Here is a 26,485-nt window from a genome sequence, read left to right as displayed (position 1 = left end):
AGGGGCGGCCGGGGTCAGCCGAGGGGAGCCGACGGACCGTCAGCCGGTGAGCAGCGGGAGCACCTGGCGGCAGAGCCCGTCCAGGGCGGTCCGCTGCTCGGGGCTGAGCGAGGCGAAGGCCCGGTGCGCCTTGGCCATGTCGCGCTGGACCTGCTCCAGCACCTCCAGGCCCTTGTCCGTGATGGTGACGATCTTGACCCGGCGGTCCCCGGCCGAGGCCTCCCGGTGGGCCAGCCCGAGGCCCTCCAGTCGGTCGACGATGCCGGTGACGTTGGAGGCGTCACAGCCGAGCCGTCCGGCCAGCGCCCGCATCGGGACGGGCTCGCGCAGCGACTTGAGCGCCTTGGCCTGGGACGAGCTGAGCCCGTGCCGGGCGGCGGAGGCCGCGAAGTCCTGGAAGTAGGCGGTGCCGACGGCGGCGACCGCCTCCATCAGGTCCGCGGTGGAGGGAGGGGTGGTGGTGCCCATGCCGCAAGGGTACGCACAGTCGCTTGACATACTCCAGTTTCGAGCAGGTGAAGCACCTCTCCCCGGCTCAGAGCACCAGCTGCTCGAACAGCCTGCGCAGCTCCGCCTCCGGGTCCGCGGTCAGGCCGGTGTGCACGGGGCCGGGCTGCACCACCGCGCTGCGCGGCGCGGTCAGCCAGCGGAACCGCTGCCCGGGGCTGTCCTGGGCGGCCGGGCCGGCGGCCGCGCCGCCCTCGCAGACCGCCTCGAAGCCGTAGAGCGCGCGCCGGACCCCGGCCACGTCGGCCACCGGGTCCAGCGCCAGCAGCCGGCCCTGGTCCAGGTGGGTGCGGGCGGCCAGGTGGGAGCTGTGGCGGCAGTACAGCAGCACGCCGATGTTGACGAACTCACCGCGCTCCACCCGGGGCACCGCCCGGATCACCGCGTACTCGTAGTCGTGCAGCTGCTCCGTCATCGGGGGGCCACCTCCGGGAGCCAGTCGCGCGGACCGGCCAGCCGGGCGGTCAGCTGGGCCAGGTACGCGGCGCGCACCTCGGCCGGGGAGTCGAAGCCGGGCTCGTCGGTGAGCCACTCCTCGGGGATCAGCGCCACCGCGCGCTCCACCGCCTCCTTCGCCAGCGGTGCCAACTCCTCGTCGGCCTCGGCCAGTTGTGGGGCGAAGGCGCACAGCGCGTGGTCCGAGGCGTCGTACGGGCGGGCCACCCAGGAGGCGGCGCCGGCCCAGTGGTGGTGGAAGATCAGGCTGGCCCCGTGGTCGATCAGCCGCAGGCCGCCGGTGGCCACCAGCAGGTTGGGGTTGCGCCAGGAGCGGTCCACGTTGCCGATCAGGGCGTCGAACCAGAGCACCCGCCCGGCCAGCTCCGGGTCCACCTCGAAGCAGAGCGGGTCGAAGTTGAGCGCGCCGCTGACGAAGGCCATCCCGAGGTTGACCCCGCCGCTGGCCCGCATCTGGTCCTGGATCTGCACCTCGGGCTCGCTGCGCGCCAGCACCGGGTCCAGGTCGAGCCGCACCAGCTCGGGCACCGGGAGCCCGAGGCCGCGCCCCAGCTCCCCCGCGAGCACCTCGGCCACCAGGGCCTTGCGCCCCTGCGCCGCACCGGACCACTTGAGCACGTAGAGCCGCCGGTCGTCGCCCTCGACCAGACCGGGCATCGACCCGCCCTCGCGCAGGGGCGTCACGTACCGGACCGCCGTCACCTCTTGAAGCACGCGATCACCCTAGTGCCTCACCCGGTGGCAACCCGTCAGCCCCCGTGCGAGGGTGGCGAGCAGTTGTCCCGGCACGGCCCCTCGGACCGATCGGCCCACTCCACAGATAAGGACCGGACGATGGCACGACCTCGAATCCTGATCGTCGGCGGCGGTTTCGCCGGTCTGGAGTGCGCCCGCCGACTGGAGCGCAAGCTCGCCCCCTCCGAGGCGGAGCTGACCCTGGTCACCCCGTTCAACTACCAGCTCTACCTGCCGCTGCTGCCGCACGTGGCGGCCGGCGTGCTCACCCCGCAGTCGGTGGCGATCTCGCTGCGGCGCACGCTGCGCCGCACCCACATCCTGCCCGGCGGGGCGATCGGGGTGGACCCGCGCTCCCGGGTCTGCGTGGTCCGCAAGATCACCGACGAGGTGGTGGCGGAGCAGTACGACTACCTGGTGCTGGCCCCCGGCAGCGTGACCCGGACCTTCGACATCCCGGGCCTGACCGACTACGCGCGCGGCATGAAGACCCTGGCCGAGGCGACGTACGTGCGCGACCACGTGATCGCCCAGCTGGACCTGGCCTCGGCCACCCTGGACCAGCACGAGCGCGAGTCCCGGCTGCAGTTCGTGGTGGTCGGCGGCGGCTACGCGGGCACCGAGACGGCGGCCTGCCTGCAGCGGCTGACCACGGCGGCCAGCAAGCGCTACCCGCGGCTGGACCCTCGGCTGATCAAGTGGCACCTGATCGACATCGCCCCGAAGCTGATGCCCGAGCTCGGCGACAAGCTCGGCACCAGCGCGATGGAGGTGCTCCGGGACCGCGGCGTGGACGTCTCGCTCGGCGTCTCGGTGGCCGAGGTGGGCGCCGAGACGGTCAAGTTCACCGACGGCCGGGTGCTGCCCTGCCGCACCCTGATCTGGACGGCCGGCGTGGCGGCCAGCCCGCTGATCGGCACCCTGGACGCCGAGACGGTGCGCGGCCGGGTGGCCGTCACCGCCGAGATGCGGGTGCCGCAGTTCGAGAACGTCTTCGCGCTCGGCGACGCGGCGGCCGTGCCGGACCTGGCCAAGGGAGACGGCGCGGTCTGCCCGCCCACCGCCCAGCACTCGGCCCGGCAGGGCAAGAAGGTGGCCGACAACCTGGTCGCCGCGCTCCGCAACCAGCCGTTGGAGCCGTACTACCACAAGGACCTCGGCCTGGTGGTCGACCTCGGCGGCAAGGACGCCGTATCCAAGCCGGTGGGCGTCGAACTCCGGGGCGTCCCGGCCCAGTTGGTGGCCCGCGGCTACCACATGATGGCGATGCGGACCAACGCCGCCAAGTTCCGGGTCGGCGCCAACTGGCTGCTCAACGCGACCGCCGGCGACGACTTCGTCCGTACCGGCTTCCTGGCCCGCCAGCCCGCCCGGCTGCGCGACTTCGAGTACACCGACGCGTACCTGACGAAGGACCAGGTCCGCGAGCACGCCCAGGCCCTGCTGGCCAAGGGCTGACCGGGGCCCGGTCCTCGAAGGCCCCGACGGAGCCCCCGCGCCGCACGCGCGGGGGCTCCGTCGCGTCTCAACGGGCCGTCAGGTACATCCCGTTGGCGTCCTGCCCGGCGGTGTTGCGGCAGGACTGGTCGCCGCTCTTCGCCCAGAGCAGGGTCAAGCAGCGGCCGAGCGCCAGCTGGCCGTAGTAGTTCGGGTGCATGGACTCCCGGGTGTCGCCCTGGGAGGCCGACAGGCCGGCGTCCACGAACCGCGCCCACTCACTGGTGGTGGCGCTCGGCGCGGAGGTGGAGCTCGCCTGCTTGGTGGCCTTGGAGCAGACCTCGCGGCCGGCCAGCATGTCCCGCAGGTCCAGGAACTGCACGCCCTTGGCCTTGGCCACCTTGGCCAGCTCGTCGGAGATCTGCGGCACCAGCGAGGAGCGCGCCCAGTCGGCGTCCCCGTTCCAGAACGGGCAGCCGCCGGTGTCGGCGCGGCTCCAGCCGCTCTCGGAGTAGCGCATGTCGGCGCCGCGCGGGATCGGCGAGGGGTAGGACTGGAGCACGATCCGGTACGAGGACGAGGCGTACCCGGCGCCCGCCATCACCGCGCGGATCTCGTCGATCGACTTGCCGACGCCCGCCATCGCGGCCGGCATCCGGGAGTCCACCGCGTCCTGCTGGTCGTCGTGGCAGTACGAGTACCAGATCAGGTAGTCCTTGACGCAGGTCTCGATCACGTCGGCGAAGCCGAGGTCGTTGCCCCCGACGGAGAGCGTGATGAGCTTGACGTCGTTGGCCGCCGCCACCGCCGCGAGCTGGTCGGCCTGCGGGGCCTCGCCCTTGTACGCCTGGCCGCCGTTGCTCGCCCGGAAGACGTTCTGGGTGGTGGCGCCCGAGCAGGCCAGGTTGATCTGGGCCTGCGCGATGCCGGAGGCGCTGCGCACCTCGGCGGAGTCGGAGCGGTCGCAGCCGTTGGCGTAGCTGCTCCCGTAGGCCCGGGCGGGGTCGTAGGCGCTGCCGGTCCAGGCCCGGTCGGTGCCCGCACGGCTCCCCGAGGTGGTGACGCTGTTGCCCTTCCAGCGTCCGGCCTCGCCGGAGATGTAGCTGTCCCCCATCGAGACGGAGGCGGTGGGGCCGGTGGCGGCCTGGGCGGAGGTGGTGAGGGCCAGCAGCGGGAGGGTGAGGGCGGCTGCGGCCAGGAAGCGCACGGCGGTTCTGATGCTTCGACAGTTTTCGAGCACGGCGAAACTCCTGCGAACGGCCTCCCGAAAGGTGGGGTGGGGAGGCGCTTGTGAGGGTGTACCGCCGGCCGGTGGCGCGATGAATGTGACATGCCCACCGTTGTTACCGCTAGGTATCCGACAGGAGTTTCTTGGACGACCTACGAACCGCTCCCGCAGGTGACGGACCGACCGCACACGGTCCGTCACCTGCGTCTCTCCCGTCGCCCCCTCACACCAGCCGCGACCCCGCCCGCCCCGGCAGCAGCACCGCCGCCAGGTCCGCCGCCAGCGCCGGGGCCTCCGCCTCCGGCAGCGCCGAGACGGTGAACCGGATGGCCGGCGGGGACTGGATCCGGTACCGGGCGCCCGGCGCGGCCACCCAACCGCGCTGGGCCATCGCGGCGATCGCCCCGGCCTCCTCGGCCACCGGCACCCAGACGTTCAGCCCGCTCGCCCCGTGCGCGGCGATGCCGTGCACGGCCAGCGCGGCCAGCAGGGCGTCACGGCGGGCCTGGTAGACCTCGGCCACCCCGGCGGCCGCGCCGGAGCGCCAGAGCTCGGCCACGGTGCGCTGGAGCAGCAGCGAGACCCAGCCCGAGTCCAGCCGCTGACGGCCCAGCACCCGGCCCACCGTCCCCGCGTCGCCCATCACCGTCGCCAGCCGCAGGTCGGGCCCGTAGGCCTTGGCCGCCGAGCGGACCACGGCCCAGGCCTCGGTGACCCCGGCCAGCGACTGGTGGGCCTGGGTGACGATGCCGTGCCCGTGGTCGTCGGCGATCACCAGCACCTCGGGGTGCCGAGCCAGCACCTCGCGCAGCGCGGCGGCCCGCCCAGGGGTCAGCGCGGCGCCGGTCGGGTTCTGCGCCCGGACGGTGACCACCACGGCGCGGGCCCCCGCCGCCAGCGCGGCGGCCAGCGAGTCCGGCAGCGGTCCCTCATCGTCCAGCCGCACGGGGGCCGGGCGCAGCCCGAGGGCCGGCAGCTGGTCGATCAGGCTGCCCCAGCCCGGATCCTCGATGGCCACCGAATCCCCGGGCCGCAGCCGGGAGTTGAGGATCCGCCCGATCGCGTCCAGGGCGCCGGAGCAGACCGCCAGCTCGCCGTCCGGCACCCCGTCGGCCAGGAAGCCGGCCCGGGCCAGGGCGAGCAGCGCCGGGTCGGCCACCGGGTGCCCGTAGAGGGTGGGGGCGGCGTCGGCGGCGGCCGCGGCCACCGCGAGGGCGGGGGCCAATGGGGGCAGCAGGGCGGGGTCGGGGTTCCCCGCCGCCAGGTCGCGGGCGCCGGGGGGCACCGGGACGGGGATCTGGTCACGCGGGGTGGTGACGGGGCGGGGCAGCACCCGGCTGCCCTTGCGCCCGGCGGTCTCGATCACGCCCCGGTCCCGCAGCAGGCGGTAGGCGGCGGCCACCGTGTTGGGGTTGACGCCGAGCTCCACGGCCAGGTCGCGGAGCGCCGGGAGGGCCGAACCGGGCTGCAACTGCCCATCGTTGACGGCCCGTTCGACGTCGGCCGCGATCTCACTGGCACGCCGTCCCTTGATCGTATAGTCTCCTAGCACAAAGCAGATTATGCACTAGTACATAGAGGTTGTCATGTCGGACGCGCCCAGTTACACCCGGAACGCCCGCACCACCCCGACCCGCTACCGCGACCGCGCCACCTGGGAGCAGGACGCGATCCACGCGATCCTGGACGCCGCCTGGGTCTGCCACCTCGGCTTCGTGGTGGACGGCGCGCCCGTCGTCCTGCCCACCATCTTCGCCCGGGTCGGCGACCGCCTGTACGTCCACGGCTCCACCGGCAGCCGCCCGATGCGCGGCGCCTCCGACGAGCAGGGCATGCCGGTCTGCGTCACCGTCACGCACGTGGACGGCCTGGTGCTCACCAAGTCCGCCTTCAACCACTCCGTCAACTACCGCTCCGTGGTGGCCCACGGCACCGCCCACCAGGTCACCGACCCCGAGGAGCTGGCCGTCGCACTGGACGCGCTGGTGGACCACGCCGTCCCCGGCCGCTCCGGCGAGACCCGCCGGGCCAACCCCAAGGAGCTGGCGAAGACCGCGGTGATCCGGCTGGTCCTGGACGAGGTCTCCGCCAAGACCCGGGCAGCCGGCGCGGGCGACGACGAGGCCGACCTCGACCTGCCGTACTGGGCCGGCGTGGTACCCGTCGCCCCCGTCTACGGCACCCCCGAGCCGCACCCCTCCACCACCGTCCCGCTCCCGGAGAACCTCCGGGCGCTCACCACCTGAGGAGGCCACCGTGCTGATCCGTTCCTGGGACCGCGGCGAGGAGCAGGAGTGGCGCGCATGGCTGGCCGCCGGCCGCGACTTCGGCCTGCTGGCCGCCAACGGGCCCGACGGCCGCGGCCCCGTGCTGGTGCCGACGCACTTCCTGCTGGACGGCGACACCATCCTGCTGCACCTGGCCAAGCCCAACCCCTTCTGGTCCGCGATCGCCGCCGACCCCAAGGTCACCCTGGCCGTCACCGATGACTACGCCTACGCCGCCGGGCAGTGGCGGGCCGCCCCGCACGTGCCGACCAGCTACTACGCCTCCGTGCACTTCTCCTGCACCGCCGAGCCGGTGGACGACGCGGCGGGCAAGGCGGAGATCCTCAACCGCCAGCTCGCGCACTTCGAGCCGGACTGGCCCGGCGGGGCGGTGACGCCCGGTCAGGCCCCGTACAGCGGCCAGCTCTCCGGCCTGCGCGGCCTGCGGCTCGCCGTCGACCGGGTGGACGCCAAGTTCAAGTACGACGACAAGAAGCCGCCCGCCGAGCAGGCCGCGATGGCACCCCACCTGACCGGCCGGGACACGGGCGCCCGGGAGCAGCTGCTGCGCCGCAACGCCCGGCGCACCGGGGGCTGCCCCGTCTGAGCCGCGCGAACGGGGGTAGGCGCCGGGGGCCGGACGGGTGGCGGAGAAAAACGACATTCCATCAGATGCACCTCGTACCATGCGATATGACGCACCGGCTGATGGAATGGATGACGATTCCTGTCCGTCCGGCCCCGGGAGCGCGCCCTGTCCACCACCCCTGCGACCAAGCCGAGCGGCGACGCCCACCTCGGCCACGTGGTCTTCATCTCGGCGGCCGCCGCGATGGGCGGCTTCCTCTTCGGCTACGACAGCGCCGTCATCAACGGCGCGGTGACGGGCATCCAGAAGCACTTCGAGGTCGGCAACGGCGAGACCGCCTTCGTGGTCGCCATCGCCCTGCTCGGCTCGGCGGCGGGCGCCGTCATCGCCGGCCGGCTCGCCGACCACCTGGGCCGCATCCGCACCATGCTGCTGGCCGCGGTGCTCTTCGCGATCAGCGGCGTCGGCTCGATGTTCCCGCCCAACATCGAGATGCTCGGCTTCTGGCGGGTGATCGGCGGCATCGCCATCGGCATCGCCTCGGTCATCGCCCCCACCTACATCGCCGAGGTCGCCCCCACCGCCTACCGGGGCCGCCTCGCCTCCTTCCAGCAGCTGGCCATCGTGCTCGGCATCACCGTCTCCCAGCTCGCCAACTGGGCGCTCAACGAGGCCGCCGGCGGCGAGTCCACCGGCCACCTCGGCGGCGTCCAGGCCTGGCAGTGGATGCTCGGCGTCGAGGCCATCCCGGCCATCGTCTACGGCCTGATGGCCCTCGCCATCCCGGAGTCCCCGCGCTTCCTGATCGCCGACCGCCGGGAGGACCAGGCCCGCAAGGTGCTGCTCGAGGTCGAGGGCCCGGACGTCGACCTGGACGCCCGGATCGCCGAGATCCGCTCCGTCCTCGACACCTCGCACAAGCCGCGCCTGAAGGACCTCCTCGGCGGTCGCTTCGGCCTGCTGCCGATCGTCTGGATCGGCATCGGCGCCTCGGTCTTCCAGCAGTTCGTCGGCATCAACGTGATCTTCTACTACTCCTCCTTCCTCTGGCAGTCGGTGGGCATCGACGAGTCCAACTCCCTGCTGATCTCGCTCTCCACCTCGATCGTCAACGTGGTCGGCACCGTCATCGCCATCGCCCTGGTCGACCGGATCGGCCGCAAGCCGCTCGCCCTGGCCGGCTCCGTCGGCATGGCCGCCGCCCTCGCCACCGCCGCCTGGGCCTTCTCCTACCGGCACGGCACCGGCGACACCGCCACCCTCGACGACACCCACGCCACCGTGGCCCTGGTCGCCGCCCACGTCTTCGTGCTCTGCTTCGCCTTCTCCTGGGGCGTGGTGGTCTGGGTGCTGCTCGGCGAGATGTTCCCCAACAAGATCCGGGCCCTGGCCCTCTCGGTGGCCGCCTCCGCCCAGTGGATCGCCAACTGGGCGATCACCGTCACGTTCCCGAACCTCTCGGACTGGAACCTCTCCGCCACGTACGTCATCTACGCGGCCTTCGCCCTGCTCTCGATCCCCTTCGTGGCGTTCTGCATCAAGGAGACCAAGGGCAGGGCACTGGAGGAGATGGGCTGAGTGGACGTCACCCTGCCCGCCGCCGGGCTCGGCCCCGGAGTGCTGCTGCTCCCCGAGCCCGGCGTCGACCCCACCGAGCTGGTCGACCGCCTCCTCGCCGAGGGCTTCGCCGTCCTCACCGGCCCGGCCGACCCCGACGCGCTCCGGACCCTCTCCGACGACCGCTTGGTCGGCGACGCCATCGGCATCGTCGGCCTCGGTCCCGGCGGCGGCCAGGCCCTCGAACTGGCCACCGCCCTCGGCGACCGCGTCGCCGCCGTGGTCGCCTGCTACGGCCTCCCCGCCGACCCCGACTTCTCCTACCTCGGCCTCACCGCCCACGTCCTCGGCCACTTCGCCGAATCCGACCCCACCGTCCCGCCCGCCGCCGTCGACGAAGCCGCCATCCGCCTAGGCGAAGCCACCGACGTCCGCCCCGAGCTGCACTTCTACCCCACCACCCACGGCTTCATGACGGACCACCAGGACGACCTCCAAGCCACCGTCGCCTGGCAACGCACCCTCACCTTCCTCTGGGCCCACCTCGGCTGAGCCGCGCCAGCGGCCCCAGGGGCGCGAGGAACTGCGCGAGTACGGAAGGCGGCCCACCGCAAGATCGGGGCACGTCAGCCAGTTGCACGTGGTGCCGTTCCCCAGCGCGCAGTTCCCCGCGCCCCCGGCCTCACCACTCGCCCCGGCCTCCCTCCGGACTCGCGCCCACGCGGCGGAGCCGCATATCAGCAGAGCCCCGCGCCCCCGGCGGCGTAGCCGATAACCAGGTGACACCCCGCGGGGCAGCCGCCATAGTCTCCCGGTGAAGACCCGTCGTTTCTCCTGGGCGAGCCGCAACTACCGCGTCCAGACCGCCGCCACCGTTATCGCCGGCCTCGGCAACGCCGGAGCCCCGATCGCCACCGCCTTCGCCGTCCTCGACCTCGGCGGCGGGGCCACGGCCGTCGGCCTGGTGACGGGCGCCCACCTCGCCTCGATGGTGGTCTTCCTGCTGATCGGCGGAGCCCTCGCCGACCGCCTCCCCCGCCACCACGTGATGGTCGGCGCCAACCTCTTCAACGCCGCCTCCCAGGCCCTGCTCGCCGTGCTCGTCCTCACCGGCACCGCCCAGCTCTGGCAGCTGATCGCCCTCTCCGCCGCCGGCGGCGCGGGCCAGGCGTTCTACGCCCCCGCCTCCGAGGGCATGATCATGGAGTCGGTGGCCGAGGAGCACGCCTCCCGCGCCTTCGCCGTCTTCCGGATGGCCCTGAACGGCAGTCAGATCGCCGGCGCGGCCCTGGGCGGCGTCCTGGTCACCGCGATCGGCCCCGGCTGGGTGCTGGCCGTGGACGCGGCCGGCTTCACCCTCGCCGCCGCCCTGCGTCTGCTCCTCGACCTCGACGCCCCGACCACCCCGGCGGAGCAGGGCGGCATGGTGCAGGCGCTGCGCGAGGGCTGGCGCGAGTTCGCCTCCCGGCGCTGGCTCTGGGTGGTGGTGCTGCAGTTCTCCCTGGTCGGTGCCTGCCTCGGCGCGGTCGAGTCCGTCTACGGGCCCGTCATCGCCAAGGAGCGCCTCGGCGGGGCGGACGCCTGGGGCCTGGCGCTCGCCGCCTTCTCGGCCGGGCTGTTCCTCTCCGGCTTCCTGATGGTCCGTTGGCAGCCCGCCCGCATCCTGCTCGCCGGCAACCACGGCGTCTTCCTGTTCGCGGCCCCCGCCTACGCCCTGGTGCTGGAGGCGCCGCTGTGGCTGCTCTGCGCCGCGATGTTCACCAGCGGCCTCGGCGTCACCGTCTTCGGCGTCAACTGGATGATCGCGCTCCAGCAGGAGATCCCCTCCGAGCTGTTCTCCCGGGTCTCCGCCTACGACTACTTCGGCTCGATCGCCCTCGCCCCGGTCGGCACCGCGCTGGCCGGCCCGGCCGCCTCCCTGCTCGGCATGCGCAACGCCCTCTGGCTCTGCGCCCTCGCGATGACCGTCCTCGCCGTGGCCGTGCTCGCCGAGTCCCAGGTCCGCACCCTGCGCCGCAAGGCCGTCACCCCCTCGGCCTCCCCCACCCCCGCCGAACCGGAACGACCGGCCGTCACTTCCGCCTGACGGAGCGCAACCGTCCCCGGGCCTCGTTCGTCCGACCATGTGACAGGAGTCACCTGGGGGAGCCGACTTGCCGAAGCCACTGCTGTTCCTGGACGTCGACGGCGTCCTCAACCCCGTCTGCCCGCACCCGGACGCGGACTTCGACACCCACACGCTGTTCGGCTACGCCGTGCTGCTCTCGGCCCGCCACGGCGACTGGCTGCGCGAGCTCGCGGGCACCTACGACCTCTGCTGGGCCACCACCTGGGAGGACCACGCCAACGAGCACATCGCCCCGGTGCTCGGCCTCCCCCAGCTCCCGGTGGTGCACTTCTCCGGGTACGTGGCGCAGCCGGACGACCCCAAGGTGCCGGTGCTCGACCTGATAGCTGCCCACAAGTGGGCCCCGCTGCTGCGCTACGCCGCCGGCCGCCCGTTCGCCTGGGTCGACGACGTGATCCCCGGCTCGCTGACCCGCCGGTCCGTCCTGCGCCGGGACAGGCTGCTGCTGCGGATCGACCCGGGCCAGGGCCTGGAGCGCCACCACGTGGACCGGCTGCTGCGCCGCCCGCCGGTGGCCCAGCGGCTCGGGCTGTCGTACGCCTGACGGGGCGTCAGCCCGTCGGCAGCCAGCTCACGTGCCCGGCCAGCAGCGCGTACCCGACGAAGGCCACCGTGTCGATCAGCGCGTGCGCGACCACCAGCGGCATCACCCGGCCCCACCGCCGGTACAGCAGGCAGAAGACCACGCCCATCACGATGTTGCCGACCAGCCCGCCGACGCCCTGGTACAGGTGGTACGAGCCGCGCAGCAGCGAGCTGGTGACCACGATCGCCGGCCAGCTCCAGCCCAGCTGCCCCAGCCGGCGCAGCAGGAAGCCCAGCACGATCACCTCCTCGGCGATCGAGTTCTCCCAGGCGGAGGCGATCAGCACCGGCACCCGCCACCACACCTCGGGCAGCCCGGACGGGGCCACCGTGAGGTTGAACCCGGCGGCCTGGGAGGCCAGGTAGAGCAGCAGCCCGGAGCCGCCGATCGCGGCGGCCACCGCCGTGCCGCGGCCGAAGTCCCGCAGCTTCTCCCGCAGGTCGAAGCCGAGCACCCGCAGCGAGACGCCCTCGCGCACCAGCAGGTAGCCGACCAGCACCACCGGCATCAGGCCGCGCCCGATGTAGTAGAGCTGCCAGGCCAGGTCCAGCCAGGGGCGGCCGGGGGCGCGCGAGCCGTTCAGGGTGGCGACCTGCTTGCCCAGCTCGGCCGGCTCGGTGAGGGAGCCCACGAAGCTGATCAGGGCACCGAGCCCGCTCATCCCGAAGGAGAGCCCGAGCACCACCAGCAGCTCGATCCCGAGCAGGCGCCGGGAGGTCCCGGCGGCCTCGGGCGGGGTGGACACCGCAGTCACCATGACTCCCACGAGGAACGACCGACCCGGCCGGGCGGCCGGGTCGATCATCCTCGCACACGCCCCTGAGAGCGGGTCAGCCCTCGATCAGCCCTTGATCGGCGCCTTGTCCAGGCGGACGTGGTCCACCGCCCAGAACCAGTTGTTGCCCGCGTCGTACATCCGGAACTTCAGGGTCACCGAGGCCGCGCCCGCCGGGACGGCGAACTGCCGGACCACGAAGCTGTTCTGGACGTCCTTGCCCGCGTTGTCGTTCCCGGCCGCGTCCGAGCTGTAGTGCACCAGGCGGACCTCCTGCCCGGTGTCGAAGACCGCCGTCACGGCGGCCTTCTGCGGGGCCTCCTGCCGGTAGTGCGAGTCGAAGCCCAGGTACAGGCTGCCGACGCCCGCCGGGATCGCCACCGCCGGGGAGACCAGGGTCGAGTCGAACTTCCCCTTGCCGGACGGCGCGCCGGTGTCGTCCCAGTCGTCCGGGTCGGCGACGGCCAGCACGCCGAGGCCCCGGGTGAAGTTGCCCCGGTCCTGCCCGGCCGGGTTGGACCAGGCCCGCTTGGTGTGGAAGGTCCAGCCCTGCAGCCGGGCGGTGCCCTGCGGCATGCCGGGAGCGTTCACCACCGACCAGCCCTGGGGCGCCTGCGCCGTCCAGCCGGAGACGGTGCCGACCGGGGCGAGCAGCGGGGCCAGCTCCTCGAAGTCCTGGTCCAGCAGGTGACCGGTCATCACCGGGGCGGTGCGGGCGGCCAGTTCGCCGTCGGCCAGCACGAAGCGCTGGCCCGAGCGGGCCCGGGCGGTGACCAGCAGGCGGTGCGCGGCGCCGTCCGGCAGCACGGCCGGCGGCAGCACCTCCCACTCGGCGGTGGCGGTGGCGCCCTCGGCCAGTGCGGCCGGGGCGGCGGTGACCTCGCGGACGGTCCAGCCCGGCGGGACCACCGGCTTCGCCTCCAGCCCGGACAGCGCCGCGGCGGCGGTGAAGGTGGCCTTCACCCGGGCCGGGCGGCCCGGCAGCACGATCGCCTCGTCGATGGTGGCCGAGGCGGCGCCGAGCGCCACGTCCAGGACGAGCGCGTCCGCCAGGCCCATCGCCGGGTCGGTCACGCCCTGCTCCTGCCCGGCCATCCGCCCGGCGTAGCGCCGACGGAACGTCAGGTCGCCCTGCACGCCCACCGCCACGTCGTACCAGCCCTCGCGGCCGACCTTGACCCGCACCGGCCGGGTGTCCTGCCCGGTGATCCGGACCTCCTGCACGCCGCCGCCGTACGCGAGGTCCCCGATCAGGAAGGTCTGCGGGCTCTTCGAGCGGTTGATCAGGTGGAACTCCAGCACCCGCTCGGCGCCGGACTCCGGGAAGAGCTCGACCTCGTACTGCGCGGCCGCGTCGCCGCGCAGGTGCCAGAGCGCGCCGTTCGGCCCGTGCACCCGCAGGTCGTAGCCCTCGGGGCCGACCGGCCAGCTGTCGGAGAGCTTCTCCTTGGCGCCCACCGTGTAGTGGCGGGGCGCCAGGCCGGGCGCGGGGTAGGCGGCGAGCACCGCGCCCTGCTTGCCGTGGTTGGCCAGGTCCAGGGTGAGCAGGCCGTCCCTCACCCTCGGCTTCAGCTTGAGGTTGTACGGGGTCGGCCGGGCGGTACGGGTGCCGGCCTGCTGACGGGGCGTCCGCTGCGGGCTGGGCACGGTCGGGGCCGGCAGCTTGCCGGTGTCGGTGACCTTCTGCCGGTTGCCGGCCGTGTCGGGCAGCTGCGGCCAGACCGGGTCCTCGCCGGAGAAGTCGAAGACGGAGGTGAGGTCACCGGTGACGGCCCGGCGCCACGGGCTGATGTTGGGCTCGGCCACGCCGAAGCGCCGCTCCAGGAAGCGCAGCACCGAGGTGTGGTCGTAGACGGTGGAGTCCACCACCCCGCCGCGGGTCCAGGGCGAGACCACCACCATCGGCACCCGCACCCCCAGGCCCATCGGGTAGGGGCCGGACTCCAGCTTCTCCCCCGGCCGGCAGCGCGTCGGCCCAGGTCAGCGAGCCGTCGGCGGCCTTCACCCGGTACCGGCCGTCCTGGCCGACCACCCTGTGGTAGGTCGAGCCGCCCTTGGAGACCCGCACCACCACCTCGCCGTCCACCGGCACCGTCGAGGCACCGCGTCCGGCGGCCAGCGGCGGCACCGGGGGCAGCAGGTGGTCGAAGAAGCCGCCGTGCTCGTCGTAGTTGAGGATGAAGACGGTCTTGGCCCAGACCTCGGGCTTGGCCGCCAGCGCCGAGAGCAGCCGGGCCGTCAGGTGCTCGCCGTTCGGCGGCGCGTAGTTGGCGTGCTCGGAGAGCGCGGCGGGCGCGACCAGCCAGGAGACCTGCGGCAGCCGGTCGGCCTGGACGTCGGCGGCGAAGGCCTCCACCAGCGCGTCGCCCATCGCGAACGGATCGCCCTTCTTGGCCGGGTCACCGACCATCCTCATCCCGCGCTCGTACAGCGGCTCGCCCGGCTTGGCCTTCACGAACGGGGCGAACCAGGCCAGCGCGTTGTCGTCGTAGTTGTCCAGCGCCTGGTACGTCCGCCAGCTGATGCCGGCCGCCTCCAGCCGCTCGGCGTAGGTGGTCCACTCGTAGCCGCCGGGGATCTCGGTGTTGTCCGTCACCGGCACGTCCCGCACGGTGCCGCCGCTGGTGCCGGTCATGAAGTGGTCGCGGTTGGTGTTGGTGTTGCACTGCACCGAGGCGAAGTAGTGGTCGCAGGTGGTGAAGACCGAGGCGATCGCCGAGTAGAACGGCATGTCGGCGGGCTCGTAGTAGCCCTGGCCGAGCCAGCCGGAGGAGCGGCGGGAGACGGCGCCGTCGGCCAGGCCGTCGTTCCACGCCTTCATCGAGTCCACGAAGCCGAAGGCCGGGGCGCCCTGCTGGTACGCGTTGGTGTGCGCGGCGTTCATCGCGAACGGCAGCAGGTACCCCTCCTTGCGGGAGGCGTCCGGCTGGTGCAGCACCGACCGGCCGTTGACCCCGCGCACCGCCGCCCGGTCCCCGAAGCCGCGCACCCCGGACAGGGTGCCGAAGTAGTGGTCGAACGCCCGGTTCTCCTGCATCAGCACCACCACGTGCTGGATGTCCGCCAGCTTCCCCGGCTTGGCCGGGGCGGCCAGCGCCTCCCGGACGCTGAGCGGCAGGGCGGACAGGACGGCGGCCGCGGCCGCGCCGCCGAGCAGGGTGCGGCGCGAGACTTCGGGACTCATCAGGGGGTGCTCCTCGTTCGGCTCCCGGCCGCGTTCCGGCCCGGACCCGCCCATGTCTAAGCGCCCGAGGTGTACAGACAACAATGATCACGTGACGGGCCGGAGGCGAGATTGTCTAGACAACCTGACGGTCCGCCACCCCGCTCAGCCGACCGGCCAGGTGTGGACGGGCTCGCCGGTGCGGGAGTGCTCCATGTAACGGCGCGTCATGGCCGCGATTGCGGAACCCCGGTCCATCCCGTAGTGGTCGCGCAGCCGGTGCACGGTGGCCGCCTGCCAGGCCGCGCCGTTGGTCCTGCGCAGACAGCGCTGCTCGATGATGCCGAGGTAGCGGTCCCGGTCCCCCGGCTCCACGCCCCAGTCGTCCAGTCCCTGACGGGCCATCGGGAGCAGCTCGTTCAGCACCAGCTCGGTGGCGGCCACCGGCACGGTGCCCCGGGCTCCGCGCCCGGACTTCGGCCAGTGCAGCACCGCGTCGATGCCGTACCGGGCGGCGGTGTGGAAGTTCTCGTCGGCCTGCTCGAAGGCGAGCCTGGTCCAGATCGGCCTGGGCTGCTCGGCCAGCACCCGGACCAGCCCGTAGTAGAAGGCGGCGTTGGCCAGGGTGTCCACCACCGTCGGCCCGGCCGGCAGGCAGCGGTTCTCCACCCGCAGGTGCGGCACGCCGTCGGCGACGTCGTAGACCGGCCGGTTCCAGCGGTAGATGGTGCCGTTGTGGAGCCGCATCTCGGCCAGCCGGGGGATGCCGCCGGAGGCCAGCACCTTGACCGGGTCCTCGTCGTCGCAGATCGGCAGCAGGGCCGGGAAGTACTTCTGGTTCTCCTCGAAGAGCTCCAGCGCGGAGTTCACCCAGCGCTCCCCGAACCAGGTGATGGGGCGCACGCCCTGGGCCTTGAGCTCCGCCGAACGGGTGTCGCAGGCCTGCTGGAAGAGCACCGGCCTGGTCTCCCGCCAGAGCTCCCGGCCGAACAGGAAGGGCGAGTTGGCACCGAGTGCCAACTGTACCGAGGAGATCGCCTGGGCCGCGTTCCACACCGGGGCGAAGCGCTCCGGGGTCACCTGGAGGTGCAGCTGCAGCGAGGTGGCGGCGGCCTCGGCCACCATCGAGACCGACTCCACGCTGAGCCGCTCCACCCCCTCGATGTCCAGCGCGATGTCCTCGCCCCGGGCGGCCAGTATCTGGTCGCTGAGCAGGGTGTACCGGTCGTTGTGCGACATCGCGTCCAGCCCGGTGTGGTCCAGGTCGAGGGTCGGCAGGATGCCGACCATGACGATCCGGGCCCCCACCTCCTCGGCCTTGCGGTCCGCGTACCGCAGCCCGGTGTCGATCTCCTCGCGCAGCTCGTCCAGCACGTGACCGGTGAGGCGGCGGGGCGCGATGTTCACCTCGATGTTGAACTGGCCCAGCTCGGTCTGGAAGTCGCCCGAGGCGATCGAGGAGAGCACCTGCTCGTTCCGCATCACCGGACGCCCCAGGTCATCGGCCAGGTTGAGCTCGATCTCCAGCCCCACCATGGCCCGCGGACGGTCGAAGCGGCCCTCGCGCAGCATCCGCTCCAGGGCGTCCAGACAGGACTGGAGCTTGCGCCGGTACAACTGCCGGTCGGACAGTTCCGCACGCGTCGCGACGACCTTCTCGCCCATGGGTGCCCCTCCACCTAGCCGAACGGTCCCTGCATCATGCCCACCCCGAAGATCCCTAGCCTCCTGCCCTAACGCGGTTGTCGAACAAGGTTCCTGACGACACGTCAGAAGAATCCCGACTTGCCGCCGGGTACCGAATGTGATAAGAAAGTCACCCTGTGCATCCGTTCGAGCAGGATTCGCACAGCTCCCGCCCGGCACCCGCCGCCCCCGAAGGACCTTCGAGCGGCAGGCCCGCGCCCGCAAGCGACCATGCCCAACCGGACACGGCCCGGGTCCACGACCCACCAGCCGGTATGCCGCACTCGCACGCCGTTTCCAGCACGGAGAGGCGACCCACCATGACCCTGCAGACCCCCCAGCCACCGCCGAGCGCCCTGCGCGCCGTCCTCGGCGCGCTCGACTGTGAGTCGGCGCTCGGCCCCCTCGTCCCGCTCGCAGGCGGCGAGGGGGACGAGCGGCTGCACCCGACCCACCCGCTCGCGGTGCACGTCCTCGACGAGCCCGGCGCCCCCCTGGCCGGCGCCCGCCGGACGGGCTGGCGGTTCCTGGTCGAAGCCGGCGTCGGCGGCCCCGTGGCCGCCGCCGAAGTCACCGAGACGGCCGAACAGCACCACGCCTTCTCGCACTTCACCGCCGGCCCCTACCTGGACTCCACCCTGCGCGCCCTGCGCCAGGCCCACCAGATCGCCATCTCCGCCCGCACCCGGCACCACCCCCGGCTGCTCTCCATCCCCGGCCACTACGCCACCGCCCTCTGGCTCCACCACCCCGACCCGGGCCCCTCGGTGGACCTCCTCATCCCCCTCGCCCCGGCCCCGCTCGGCGTCACCGCCCACCGCGTCTACCCCGCCGGCGAGCTGCTCGCCCTGCTCGCCCGCCCGCTCGCACCCGCCGGGCGTTCCTGACACCCCTTCACCCGAAAGGGCCACTGCCGCGCGACCTTCCGGTCGGGCGGCAGTGGCCCTTTTTCCATCTGAACGGGTGATCCCTGGGCACCGCTTGTGGCGCATGTCACGAAATCGCTGCGGGAAGGCCTCGGGATGACGACACTGGGAACCGACGCGGGGGGCCGTCAGTCCTACCCGTCGGAGCGCCGGTTCACACCTGGGCCGGTCAGGGGAATCTGAAGCGAGGGTACGACGATGTGCCAGCACCAGCCTGAGTGTCCGTCCGCACTGTCCACCGACCGCGAGGCCGCCGTCCCGATGGCCTTCCACCCCGACCAGGGCTGGAGCCTCCTGTGCAACGGCGTCCTCCTCTTCGAGGACACCGGCGAACTCCTCCCCGACGGCCGCATCATCGCCCCCCGCCGCCCCCTGGCCGTCGCTGGGTGACCAGCCAGGCAGCGACCTAGGGGCGCGGGGAACTGCGCGCTCCGGGAGGCGGCCCACCTGCAACTGACCCACCATCAGCCAGTTGCAGGTGCTGCCGTTCCACCCTCGCGCAGTTCCCCGCGCCCCTGGTGTAGCCACCTACGGGGGTGTGACCCCCTGCCGGGTCAGCTGCCGTACTCGTCCAGCGGCGGGCAGGAGCAGACCAGGTTCCGGTCCCCGTACGCACCGTCGATCCGGCTCACCGGCGGCCAGTACTTGTCCGCCGGGTTGACGCCCGCCGGGAAGACCGCCTCCTGGCGGGTGTACGCGTGCTCCCACTCACCGGCCAGCGCCGCCGCGGTGTGCGGAGCGTTCCGCAGCGGGTTGTCCTCCGCCTGCCACTCGCCCGAGCCGACCTTCTCGATCTCGCCGCGGATCGCGATCATCGCCTCGCAGAAGCGGTCGATCTCGTGCAGGTCCTCCGACTCGGTCGGCTCGATCATCAGCGTCCCCGCGACCGGGAACGACATGGTCGGCGCGTGGAAGCCGTAGTCGATCAGGCGCTTGGCGATGTCGTCCACCGTCACGCCCGTCTCCTTGCTGAGCGGACGCAGGTCGATGATGCACTCGTGCGCGACCAGCCCGCCCGGGCCGGTGTAGAGCACCGGGAAGTGCGGGGCGAGCCGCTTGGCGATGTAGTTGGCGTTCAGCACCGCGACCTGGGTGGCGCGCTTGAGGCCCTCGCCGCCCATCAGCCGGACGTACGACCAGGAGATCGGCAGGATCGCGGCCGAGCCCCACGGGGCGGCCGAGATCGGGCCGACGCCGGTGGCCGGGCCGGCCTCCGCCTGGAGCGGGTGGTTCGGCAGGTACGGGGCCAGGTGCGAGCGGACCGCGACCGGGCCGACGCCCGGGCCGCCGCCGCCGTGCGGGATGCAGAAGGTCTTGTGCAGGTTCAGGTGCGAGACGTCCGCGCCGAACTTGCCCGGCTTGGCCAGGCCGACCAGCGCGTTGAGGTTGGCGCCGTCGACGTACACCTGGCCGCCGGCCTCGTGCACGGCCGCGCAGATCTCGGTGATCTCGGTCTCGTACACGCCGTGGGTCGACGGGTAGGTGACCATCAGCACCGAGAGCTGGTCGCGGTGCTGCTCGATCTTCGCCTTGAGGTCGGCGACGTCCACGTCACCGTCCGGCAGGGTCTTGACCACGACGACCCGCATCCCGGCCATCACCGCGGAGGCCGCGTTGGTGCCGTGCGCCGACGACGGGATCAGGCACACGTCGCGCTCGACGTCACCGTTCGCGCGGTGGTAGGCGCGGACCGCCAGCAGACCGGCGAGCTCGCCCTGCGAACCGGCGTTCGGCTGGATCGACACGGCGTCGTAGCCGGTGACCTCCACCAGCTGCTGCTCCAGGCCGCGGATCAGCGTCAGGAAGCCCTCGGCCTGGTCGACCGGCGCGAAGGGGTGCAGCTGGCCGAACTCGGGCCAGGTGACCGGCTCCATCTCGGTGGTGGCGTTGAGCTTCATGGTGCAGGAGCCCAGCGGGATCATGCCGCGGTCCAGCGCGTAGTCCCGGTCCGAGAGGCGGCGCAGGTAGCGCAGCATCGCGGTCTCCGAGCGGTGGCTGTGGAAGACCGGGTGGGTGAGGTACTCGTCGTCGCGCAGCAGCGCATCGGGCAGCGCGTCGGCGGTCTCGGTGACCTCTGCGGTGACGCCGAAGGCGGCCCAGACGCCGGCCAGGTGCTCGCGGGTGGTGGTCTCGTCGCAGGAGATCGAGAGGGTGTCCTCGTCCGCCTGGTAGAGGTTGATGCCGTTCGCCCGCGCGGCGGCGGCGATCTCGGCGGCCTTGCCCGGGACCTTCGCCGTGACGGTGTCGAAGAACTGACCGCTGGTCAGCTCCACGCCGCCCGCCCGCAGGCCCTCGGCCAGCGCGGCCGCGTAGCGGTGGGTGCGGCGGGCGATCTCGGCCAGGCCGTCCGGGCCGTGGTAGACCGCGTACATGGAGGCCATGACGGCCAGCAGCACCTGGGCGGTGCAGATGTTGGAGGTGGCCTTCTCGCGGCGGATGTGCTGCTCGCGGGTCTGCAGGGCCAGCCGGTAGGCCCGGTTGCCGTCGGCGTCCACCGAGACGCCGACCAGGCGGCCGGGCAGGTTGCGGGCGTACGCGGCCTTGACGGCCAGGTAGCCGGCGTGCGGGCCGCCGAAGCCCATCGGCACGCCGAGGCGCTGCGAGGTGCCGCAGGCGATGTCGGCGCCGAGCGAGCCCGGGGACTTCAGCAGGGTGAGGGCCAGCAGGTCGGCGGCGACCGCGACGACCGCGCCGAGTCCGTGGGCCTGCTCGATCACCGGGGCGAGGTCGCGGACCTCGCCGGAGGCGCCGGGGTACTGGAGCAGCACGCCGAAGACGCCGCGCTCGGCGATCTCGGCCGGGATGCCGGCGGAGAGGTCGGCGACGACCACCTCGACACCGGTCGGCTCGGCGCGGGTCTCGATGACCGCGATGGTCTGCGGCAGGGTGTCGGCGTCGACCAGGAAGACGCCGCCCTTGACCTTGGTGACGCGACGGGCCAGCGACATCGCCTCGGCGGCCGCGGTGCCCTCGTCGAGCAGCGAGGAGCCGGAGGTGTCCAGGCCGGTCAGGTCGGCGACCACGGTCTGGAAGTTGATCAGGGCCTCCAGGCGGCCCTGCGAGATCTCCGGCTGGTACGGCGTGTAGGCGGTGTACCAGGCCGGGTTCTCCAGCACGTTGCGCAGGATCACCGGCGGGGTGAAGGTGCCGTAGTAACCGAGGCCGATCATCGACTGCAGGACGGTGTTGCGCCCGGCCAGCTCGCGCAGCTCGGCGAGCACCTGGGCCTCGCTGCGGCCGGCGGGCAGGCCGAGGGCGGTGAGGCTCTTGATGGCGTCCGGCACGGCGGCGTCGGACAGCTCGTCCAGCGAGCCGTAGCCGACGTGCGCCAGCATCTTCTCCTGGGCGGCGGCGTCGGGGCCGATGTGACGGTTCTCGAACGGGCTCGCGAGTTCGAGCTCGGTGAGGGTCGGCTTGGCGTTCATGGGGGTCGAGGCCTCCTGGTCACGGACCGGCGGGGGTACGCACGCCGTCGGCCAACGCCGCCGTGGGACAGCGGGGGCCTCGAAACGCACGAACCCGTCAGGCCTCCCCCTCTGTCATCGGTACCTGAGAGCTTCGCCCGCACGTGGCGGCCCGCGGCCGCCCGTCGGCTTGCACCGTCGGTGAGGGTGGGGCCCGCCGGCTCCCTCGCCGTCGGTCCTGCCCTGCTTTCCAGAGTGACCTACCCCGCACGGTACGGATGCCTGAGAGATTCCGGGGAGGGTTTGCTCCTTCGGCGCCCTGCTCCGCCGGGGCGGAGGGGACTCTCCCGAGCGGGCTCGGCAGTCGCGCCCAGGGTACCAGCGGTCGCGCCGCAGATCACGGGCGCCCCCGGCGCACTCCGGCCGCTCCCGACCCGCCCTCGAACGGCCCCATCCCCTCCCCAACGGCGGCGTTCGAATGGCCGACGTCCGATTGATGGCTTTTCGTGTGAAGTGCGGCCGGGCAGCTCTGCCGACCGCCCCCTGACGGAGTGTCAGGGGTGCTTTCGTACCTCTCCTCTGGAGGACAGCGTGCAGACCGACATCGACCCGCGAGACCTGATCGGGCACAAGGCGGTCGACCGGAACGGTGACAAGATCGGCACCGTCGACGAGGTCTACCTCGACGACGCGACCGGCGAACCCGAGTGGGCGGCCGTCCGCACGGGGATCTTCGGCCGGGACGCGTTCGTCCCGCTGACCACCAGTGAGTTCTCCGGCGAGGAGCTCCGGGTCCCCTACGACAAGTCACTGATCAAGGACTCGCCCGACTTCGGCGTCGGCCAGCACCTCTCCCCGGCGCAGGAACTGCAGCTCTACCGCTACTACGGCCTGGAGACCGGCATGCCCGTCGCCGCCCCGGTGGCGGCCGCCGCCGTGGCCGCCAACGGCACGGACGCCGTCAAGGACCTCGACTTCGGCACCATCGGCACCACCAAGGAAAGCAGCAGCGTGAACGCGACCACCACCGCCCCGACCATGACGGCCGCCCCGATGGCCTTCACCGCCACCTCCGAGATGCCGGCCGCCCCGGTCACCACCGCCAAGCCGGCCGAGTCCGCCGCACCCACCACCCCGACCGTCCCCGGCAACGCCCCGAGCGGCCCGATCGAGATCACCTGCCGCGAGGAGCGCCTCGACGTCACCACCGAGTGGCACGTGCTGGGCACCGCGAAGCTGCGCAAGTACGTCACCTCCGAGGCGGTGGAACGCAAGGTCCCGGTGGTCAAGGAGCGGGTCCGGGTCGAACGAGTGCCGGTCACCGAGGCCGAGCGGGCCGCCCTCAGCGAGCAGGAGATCGCCGAGGCCGTCGAGGAGGTGACCCTCCGGGAGGAACGCCCGGTGGTCCGCAAGTACCTCGCCCCCGTCGAACGCGTCCGCCTGGTCGTCGAGCGCTACACCGAGGAGGCCGTCATCCACGACGAACTCCGCCGCGAACAGGTCGAGATCCACGACGACACCACCGAACCGGCACCCCCGGCCCCTCAGGCCTCCCCCGGCCGCCCGGAACCCCTGCGCCCCTCCTGACATCCCCTCACGAAGCCGCCCCTCCGGGGGCGGCTTCGCCGTTTCCGGAACCCGCCCACGTGCCCCAGGCCACTTCGCCAGAGCTTCACCCCACCCCTCCGCCCCTCGCCCGCCCGGCAGGGCACCCCACTTTGCCAAAGCTTCACCAGACAATATTTGACACACTGAAGTATCTCCCGTCATGGTTACTTCAGTCCCTTGACTTTCAACCGAAGGAAGCTTCCCGTGAGGCCGAGCAGCACGCGCGTGCTCCCCGCCCTGGTGCTGGCGATGCTGGCATTCAGCGTGGTGCAGACCGCCGTCGTCCCGATCCTGCCCTCGCTGGCCCGCGAACTGGACGTCTCCGGTTCCAGCATCACCTGGCTCATGACGGCGAACCTGCTGTCCGCCGCCGTCCTGACCCCGCTGCTCGGCCGCTTCGGCGACCTCCGCGGCCGCAAGCCGATGCTGCTGGTCTCGCTCGCCGGCCTGGTGGCCGGCTCCGCGCTCGCGGTCGGCACCCACTCGTTCACCTGGCTCGTGGTCGCCCGCGTCCTCCAGGGCGCCGGCGGTGGCGTGCTGCCGCTGGCGATCAGCATCGTCCGTGACGAGCTCCCCAAGGAGAAGGTCACCGGCGGCGTCGCGGCCATCTCCGCCTCGATGGGCGTCGGCTCCGGCCTCGGCCTGGTCGCCACCGGCCTGCTGCTGGAGCACTGGGACTACAAGTCCATCTTCTGGATGGGCCTCGGCTTCGGCCTGCTCGCCGTCGTCCTGGTCGCCGTCCGCGTCCCGACCGACCCGGTGGTCGACAAGAACGGCGGCGCCGACCCGCTCGGCGCGCTCACCCTGGCCGGCTGGCTCTCCGCCCTGCTGATCGCGGTCTCCCAGGGCAACACCTGGGGCTGGACCTCCAACCGCACCCTGGGCCTGTTCGCCGCCGCCGCCGTGATCGCCCTGGTCTGGGGGATCATCGAGGTCAAGGTCAAGCACCCGCTGGTGGACATGAAGATGATGGCCCGTCCGGCCGTCGCCTTCACCAACATCTCCGGCCTGCTGATCGGCTTCGGCATGTACGGCTCGTTCATGGTGATCAGCAACTTCGCCCAGACCCCGGAGAAGCTGGCCCACTACGGCTTCACCGCCACCGTGCTGCACGCCGGCGTCATGCTGCTGCCCTCCGCCGTCGGCTCGATGGTCGCCGCCCCGGTCGGCGCGCTGCTGATCGCCCGCCGCGGCCCCCGCCTGCCGCTGGTCCTCGGTGCCGTGCTCGGCTCCGCCGCCATGGTCTACCTGGCGCTGCGTCACTCCGCCGAGGGCGACATCTACTTCGCCTCCGCCGTCTTCGGCCTCGGTGTCGGCCTCGCCTACGCGGCGATGCCCGCCTACATCAACGGCGCCGTCGCGGCCGAGCAGTCCGGCATCGCCAACGGCATGAACGCGGTGCTGCGCACCGTCGGTGGCGCCATCGGCACCGCCGTGATGGCCGCGATCCTGACCGGCGACACCATGAAGCTGCCGATCCCGGTCCAGCTGCCCACCCTGGACGCCTACAAGCACGCGTTCTGGGTCGCCGCCGCCGTCTGCCTGGTGGCCGCCGTCGTCCCGTTCGCGATCCGCCGGATCAAGGAGATCCCCGCTCCGGCCGAGGCCGCCGCCTCGCCCGAGCTGGTGAAGACCGACGCCTGACGAGGCGTCACCACCCGCGCGCTCAGGGACGGGTCGCGCGGGTGGGCTCCGGCCGCCGCCGGTACGCGAGGGCATCGCGCCCGGACGAGCGGCCGCAGGATGAATGGCCCCCGCACCGCTGGACACGGTGCGGGGGCCGTCGTCATTCCCGCCCCCACTCACCCGGCCGACGCCGGTCGTCCTCCTCGCCCTCGGCCCGCTCGCGCTCCTCCTGCTCGCCCTCCTCCGCCGCCGGCCGCACCATCCCCGGCCGCAGCGGCAGCGGCCCCGAGGGCTCCAGCTCGGGATCGTCCACCGCGAAGGTCCGCACCCGCCCCACCTCGCCCTGCGGCGTCTCGAAGCGCACCGTCACCCGCCCCACCCCGCTCCCCTGCACCCATCCGGGCCCGAGCTGAGCGTGCGTCACGTCCTGCCCCGGCCGCCACTGCCGCACGACCGCCGCGGCCGCCACCACCGCCTCCGGCACGTCCTCCTCCGCGGCCCCGGCCGCCTCCGCCGCCCGCTCCTCCCGCTCGGCCTGCGCGAACAGGTCCTCCTGGGTGAAGTCGGCAAGCTGCGCCACGCCGACCCCGAGCAGCCGGACCCCGCCGGTGACGTCCACCTGCTGGGCCAGCCGCCGGGCCGTCTCGGCGATCACCACCGGGTCGTCTGTCGGGGACCGCAGCGTCTCGGAGCGGGTGATGGTGGAGAAGTCGAAGCGCCGCACCTTGAGCACCACCGTCCGCCCCGAGCGCCCGGCCGCGTGCAGGCGGCGGACGCAGCGGGCCGCCAGCTCGTCGATCTCGCGCAGCACCCGGCCCCGGTCCGCCACGTCCACCTCGAAGGTGTCCTCGACCGAGACGGACTTGGCGTCCCGGTCCGGCACCACCGGGCGCTCGTCCAGGCCCAGCGCCATCTGGTGCACCCCGGCCCCGTGCGCCCGGCCGAGCAGCTGGACCAGCTCGCCCTCCCCGGCCTCCGCCAGGTCCGCCACCGTGGTCAGCCCCGCCCGGCGCAGCACCTGCTCGGTGGCCGGGCCGATCCCGGGCAGCGCCCGCGCCGACATGGTGGAGAGCACCGCCCGCTCGTGGCCGACGCCGATCAGCACCAGCCCGTCCGGCTTGGCCTGCTCCGAGGCGATCTTGGCCATCAGCTTGGAGCCGGCCACCCCGACCGAGCCGGTCAGGCCCGTGCGCTCCTCGATGTCGGCCCGCAGGTCGGTGGCGATGGCCACCGCCATCTCCGCCCCCGCCTCCGGATCCACCGCAGCCAGCGCCGGACCGTACGGCCCGGCCTCCAGGTCCACGAAGGCCTCGTCCACGCTGAGCGGCTCGACCAGCGGGGAGAGCTCCCGCAGCAGGCCCATCACCACCTCGCTGACCTGGCGGTAGGCGTCGTAGCGCCCGCTCAGGAAGGCCGCGTTGGGGCAGAGCCGGCGGGCCTGGGCCATCGGCATCGCCGAGTGCACCCCGAACTTCCGGGCCTCGTACGAGGCGGTGGAGACCACCCCCCGCACCCCGAGACCGCCGACGATGACCGGCTTCCCGCGCAGGCTCGGCTTGGCCGCCTGCTCCACCGCGGCGAAGAAGGCGTCCATGTCGAGGTGGAGAATGCTCGGCACCGACCGCACCCGCCGATCATCCCGCACCCCACCGACAACCCCGCCGCCGACGGCGCCGACGCGTCAGGTCAGCGCGGCGCGGCCACCGCCACCCCGACGCCGTGCTCCTTGTCGCCCCAGAAGGTCGGGTCCGGCTCGAACACCGCGTCGAAGGCCGCCTTGGCCGCGCCGGGGATCTCCCGCAGCCCG

At 72.9% G+C, this 26,485-nt stretch carries 21 protein-coding genes, 1 pseudogene and 1 riboswitch; of the genes and pseudogenes, 11 read left to right on the top strand and 11 right to left on the bottom strand.

The annotated features are described in order from the left end of the window. Window positions 1-39: 39 nt before the first annotated feature. From ABD946_RS05425 to ABD946_RS05415, 3 genes are all read right to left on the bottom strand, one after another. The gene (locus ABD946_RS05425) at window positions 40-468 is read right to left on the bottom strand and encodes a MarR family winged helix-turn-helix transcriptional regulator (protein ID WP_345280604.1); all 429 of its coding nucleotides are present in this window, start codon (window positions 466-468) and stop codon (window positions 40-42) included. A gap of 67 nt (window positions 469-535) precedes the next feature. Beyond that, window positions 536-922, bottom strand: coding sequence for a DUF3037 domain-containing protein (locus ABD946_RS05420; RefSeq protein WP_345280603.1), 387 nt, complete (start codon window positions 920-922; stop codon window positions 536-538). Further along, entirely contained in the window at window positions 919-1,677 is a 759-nt protein-coding gene (locus ABD946_RS05415) for a HipA family kinase (protein ID WP_345280602.1), read from the bottom strand. Before ABD946_RS05415 ends, ABD946_RS05420 begins: the two co-directional genes overlap by 4 nt. A 120-nt stretch (window positions 1,678-1,797) precedes the next feature. On the opposite strand from ABD946_RS05415, the gene ABD946_RS05410 reads away from it, so the two are divergent. After that, complete coding sequence (locus tag ABD946_RS05410; RefSeq protein WP_345280601.1) at window positions 1,798-3,156, top strand: NAD(P)/FAD-dependent oxidoreductase; 1,359 nt, start codon at window positions 1,798-1,800, stop codon at window positions 3,154-3,156. 67 nt (window positions 3,157-3,223) lie between these two features. Here ABD946_RS05410 and ABD946_RS05405 read toward each other — a convergent pair whose 3' ends face one another. Both ABD946_RS05405 and ABD946_RS05400 read right to left on the bottom strand, forming a co-directional pair. Continuing rightward, window positions 3,224-4,342 carry a GDSL-type esterase/lipase family protein gene (locus tag ABD946_RS05405; RefSeq protein WP_345280600.1) on the bottom strand — a complete coding sequence of 373 codons (1,119 nt, stop codon included), beginning with the start codon at window positions 4,340-4,342 and terminating at the stop codon, window positions 3,224-3,226. Window positions 4,343-4,586: 244 nt separating this feature from the next. After that, the gene (locus tag ABD946_RS05400; RefSeq protein WP_345280599.1) at window positions 4,587-5,915 is read right to left on the bottom strand and encodes an aminotransferase class I/II-fold pyridoxal phosphate-dependent enzyme; all 1,329 of its coding nucleotides are present in this window, start codon (window positions 5,913-5,915) and stop codon (window positions 4,587-4,589) included. 34 nt (window positions 5,916-5,949) lie between these two features. Here ABD946_RS05400 and ABD946_RS05395 point away from each other — a divergent pair, with 34 nt between their 5' ends. The 6 genes from ABD946_RS05395 to ABD946_RS05370 all read left to right on the top strand — a co-directional run bounded on the left by ABD946_RS05395 (window position 5,950) and on the right by ABD946_RS05370 (window position 11,448). Next, window positions 5,950-6,609, top strand: a complete 660-nt coding sequence (locus ABD946_RS05395) for a pyridoxamine 5'-phosphate oxidase family protein (protein WP_345280598.1) — start codon at window positions 5,950-5,952, stop codon at window positions 6,607-6,609. A 10-nt stretch (window positions 6,610-6,619) separates the two neighbouring features. Further along, entirely contained in the window at window positions 6,620-7,237 is a 618-nt protein-coding gene (locus ABD946_RS05390) for an FMN-binding negative transcriptional regulator (RefSeq protein ID WP_345280596.1), read from the top strand. Window positions 7,238-7,435: 198 nt separating this feature from the next. Next, on the top strand, window positions 7,436-8,797 hold the full coding sequence (locus tag ABD946_RS05385; RefSeq protein ID WP_380148383.1) for a sugar porter family MFS transporter: 1,362 nt from the start codon (window positions 7,436-7,438) through the stop codon (window positions 8,795-8,797). Further along, window positions 8,798-9,328: a dienelactone hydrolase family protein gene (locus ABD946_RS05380; RefSeq protein ID WP_345280594.1), complete on the top strand. Its 531-nt coding sequence runs from the start codon at window positions 8,798-8,800 to the stop codon at window positions 9,326-9,328. A gap of 262 nt (window positions 9,329-9,590) precedes the next feature. After that, a complete protein-coding gene (locus ABD946_RS05375; protein ID WP_345280592.1) occupies window positions 9,591-10,862 on the top strand; it encodes an MFS transporter in 1,272 nt (423 codons plus the stop codon). 67 nt (window positions 10,863-10,929) lie between these two features. Continuing rightward, the gene (locus ABD946_RS05370) at window positions 10,930-11,448 is read left to right on the top strand and encodes an HAD domain-containing protein (protein ID WP_345280590.1); all 519 of its coding nucleotides are present in this window, start codon (window positions 10,930-10,932) and stop codon (window positions 11,446-11,448) included. A gap of 7 nt (window positions 11,449-11,455) precedes the next feature. Here ABD946_RS05370 and ABD946_RS05365 read toward each other — a convergent pair whose 3' ends face one another. The 4 genes and pseudogenes from ABD946_RS05365 to ABD946_RS05350 all read right to left on the bottom strand — a co-directional run bounded on the left by ABD946_RS05365 (window position 11,456) and on the right by ABD946_RS05350 (window position 17,093). Further along, window positions 11,456-12,247, bottom strand: a complete 792-nt coding sequence (locus tag ABD946_RS05365) for a CPBP family intramembrane glutamic endopeptidase (protein ID WP_345280588.1) — start codon at window positions 12,245-12,247, stop codon at window positions 11,456-11,458. 84 nt (window positions 12,248-12,331) lie between these two features. Next, on the bottom strand, window positions 12,332-14,167 hold the full coding sequence (locus ABD946_RS05360; protein ID WP_345280586.1) for a phospholipase domain-containing protein: 1,836 nt from the start codon (window positions 14,165-14,167) through the stop codon (window positions 12,332-12,334). A gap of 205 nt (window positions 14,168-14,372) precedes the next feature. Continuing rightward, window positions 14,373-15,449: pseudogene (locus ABD946_RS05355) on the bottom strand (alkaline phosphatase family protein); the annotation flags it as partial. Window positions 15,450-15,593: 144 nt separating this feature from the next. Beyond that, on the bottom strand, window positions 15,594-17,093 hold the full coding sequence (locus ABD946_RS05350) for a glutamate-cysteine ligase family protein (protein ID WP_345280584.1): 1,500 nt from the start codon (window positions 17,091-17,093) through the stop codon (window positions 15,594-15,596). A gap of 341 nt (window positions 17,094-17,434) precedes the next feature. Between ABD946_RS05350 and ABD946_RS05345 the strand changes: the two genes are divergently transcribed. Together ABD946_RS05345 and ABD946_RS05340 are read left to right on the top strand one after the other, a co-directional pair. Then, on the top strand, window positions 17,435-18,001 hold the full coding sequence (locus tag ABD946_RS05345; protein WP_345280582.1) for a hypothetical protein: 567 nt from the start codon (window positions 17,435-17,437) through the stop codon (window positions 17,999-18,001). 237 nt (window positions 18,002-18,238) lie between these two features. Next, entirely contained in the window at window positions 18,239-18,430 is a 192-nt protein-coding gene (locus ABD946_RS05340; RefSeq protein WP_345280580.1) for a DUF5999 family protein, read from the top strand. Window positions 18,431-18,594: 164 nt separating this feature from the next. Here the strand turns inward: ABD946_RS05340 and gcvP are convergent, their stop codons facing one another. Beyond that, window positions 18,595-21,465: an aminomethyl-transferring glycine dehydrogenase gene (gene gcvP / locus ABD946_RS05335; RefSeq protein WP_345280578.1), complete on the bottom strand. Its 2,871-nt coding sequence runs from the start codon at window positions 21,463-21,465 to the stop codon at window positions 18,595-18,597. Window positions 21,466-21,704: 239 nt separating this feature from the next. Next, window positions 21,705-21,804, bottom strand: a riboswitch (glycine riboswitch). A 231-nt stretch (window positions 21,805-22,035) separates the two neighbouring features. On the opposite strand from gcvP, the gene ABD946_RS05330 reads away from it, so the two are divergent. Beyond that, complete coding sequence (locus ABD946_RS05330; protein WP_345280576.1) at window positions 22,036-23,031, top strand: PRC and DUF2382 domain-containing protein; 996 nt, start codon at window positions 22,036-22,038, stop codon at window positions 23,029-23,031. A 225-nt stretch (window positions 23,032-23,256) separates the two neighbouring features. Then, window positions 23,257-24,696 carry an MFS transporter gene (locus ABD946_RS05325; RefSeq protein WP_345280574.1) on the top strand — a complete coding sequence of 480 codons (1,440 nt, stop codon included), beginning with the start codon at window positions 23,257-23,259 and terminating at the stop codon, window positions 24,694-24,696. Between the two features lie 142 nt (window positions 24,697-24,838). On the opposite strand, the gene ABD946_RS05320 is transcribed toward ABD946_RS05325, so the two are convergent. Then, window positions 24,839-26,305, bottom strand: a complete 1,467-nt coding sequence (locus ABD946_RS05320; protein ID WP_345280572.1) for a DNA polymerase IV — start codon at window positions 26,303-26,305, stop codon at window positions 24,839-24,841. Window positions 26,306-26,485: the final 180 nt, after the last annotated feature.

The organism is Kitasatospora albolonga (assembly GCF_039535905.1).
In the GTDB taxonomy this organism is placed as follows: domain Bacteria; phylum Actinomycetota; class Actinomycetes; order Streptomycetales; family Streptomycetaceae; genus Kitasatospora; species Kitasatospora albolonga.
This window is presented reverse-complemented; position numbering and strand designations above follow the sequence as displayed.

Coding starts and splice junctions, on each gene's coding strand:
- ABD946_RS05425 (WP_345280604.1), bottom strand. CDS start 468: ATGGGCACCACCACCCCTCCCTCCACCGCGGACCTGATGGAGGCGGTC.
- ABD946_RS05420 (WP_345280603.1), bottom strand. CDS start 922: ATGACGGAGCAGCTGCACGACTACGAGTACGCGGTGATCCGGGCGGTG.
- ABD946_RS05410 (WP_345280601.1), top strand. CDS start 1,798: ATGGCACGACCTCGAATCCTGATCGTCGGCGGCGGTTTCGCCGGTCTG.
- ABD946_RS05395 (WP_345280598.1), top strand. CDS start 5,950: ATGTCGGACGCGCCCAGTTACACCCGGAACGCCCGCACCACCCCGACC.
- ABD946_RS05365 (WP_345280588.1), bottom strand. CDS start 12,247: ATGGTGACTGCGGTGTCCACCCCGCCCGAGGCCGCCGGGACCTCCCGG.
- ABD946_RS05360 (WP_345280586.1), bottom strand. CDS start 14,167: ATGGTGGTGGTCTCGCCCTGGACCCGCGGCGGGGTGGTGGACTCCACC.
- ABD946_RS05350 (WP_345280584.1), bottom strand. CDS start 17,093: ATGGGCGAGAAGGTCGTCGCGACGCGTGCGGAACTGTCCGACCGGCAG.
- ABD946_RS05345 (WP_345280582.1), top strand. CDS start 17,435: ATGACCCTGCAGACCCCCCAGCCACCGCCGAGCGCCCTGCGCGCCGTC.
- ABD946_RS05340 (WP_345280580.1), top strand. CDS start 18,239: ATGTGCCAGCACCAGCCTGAGTGTCCGTCCGCACTGTCCACCGACCGC.
- gcvP (WP_345280578.1), bottom strand. CDS start 21,465: ATGAACGCCAAGCCGACCCTCACCGAGCTCGAACTCGCGAGCCCGTTC.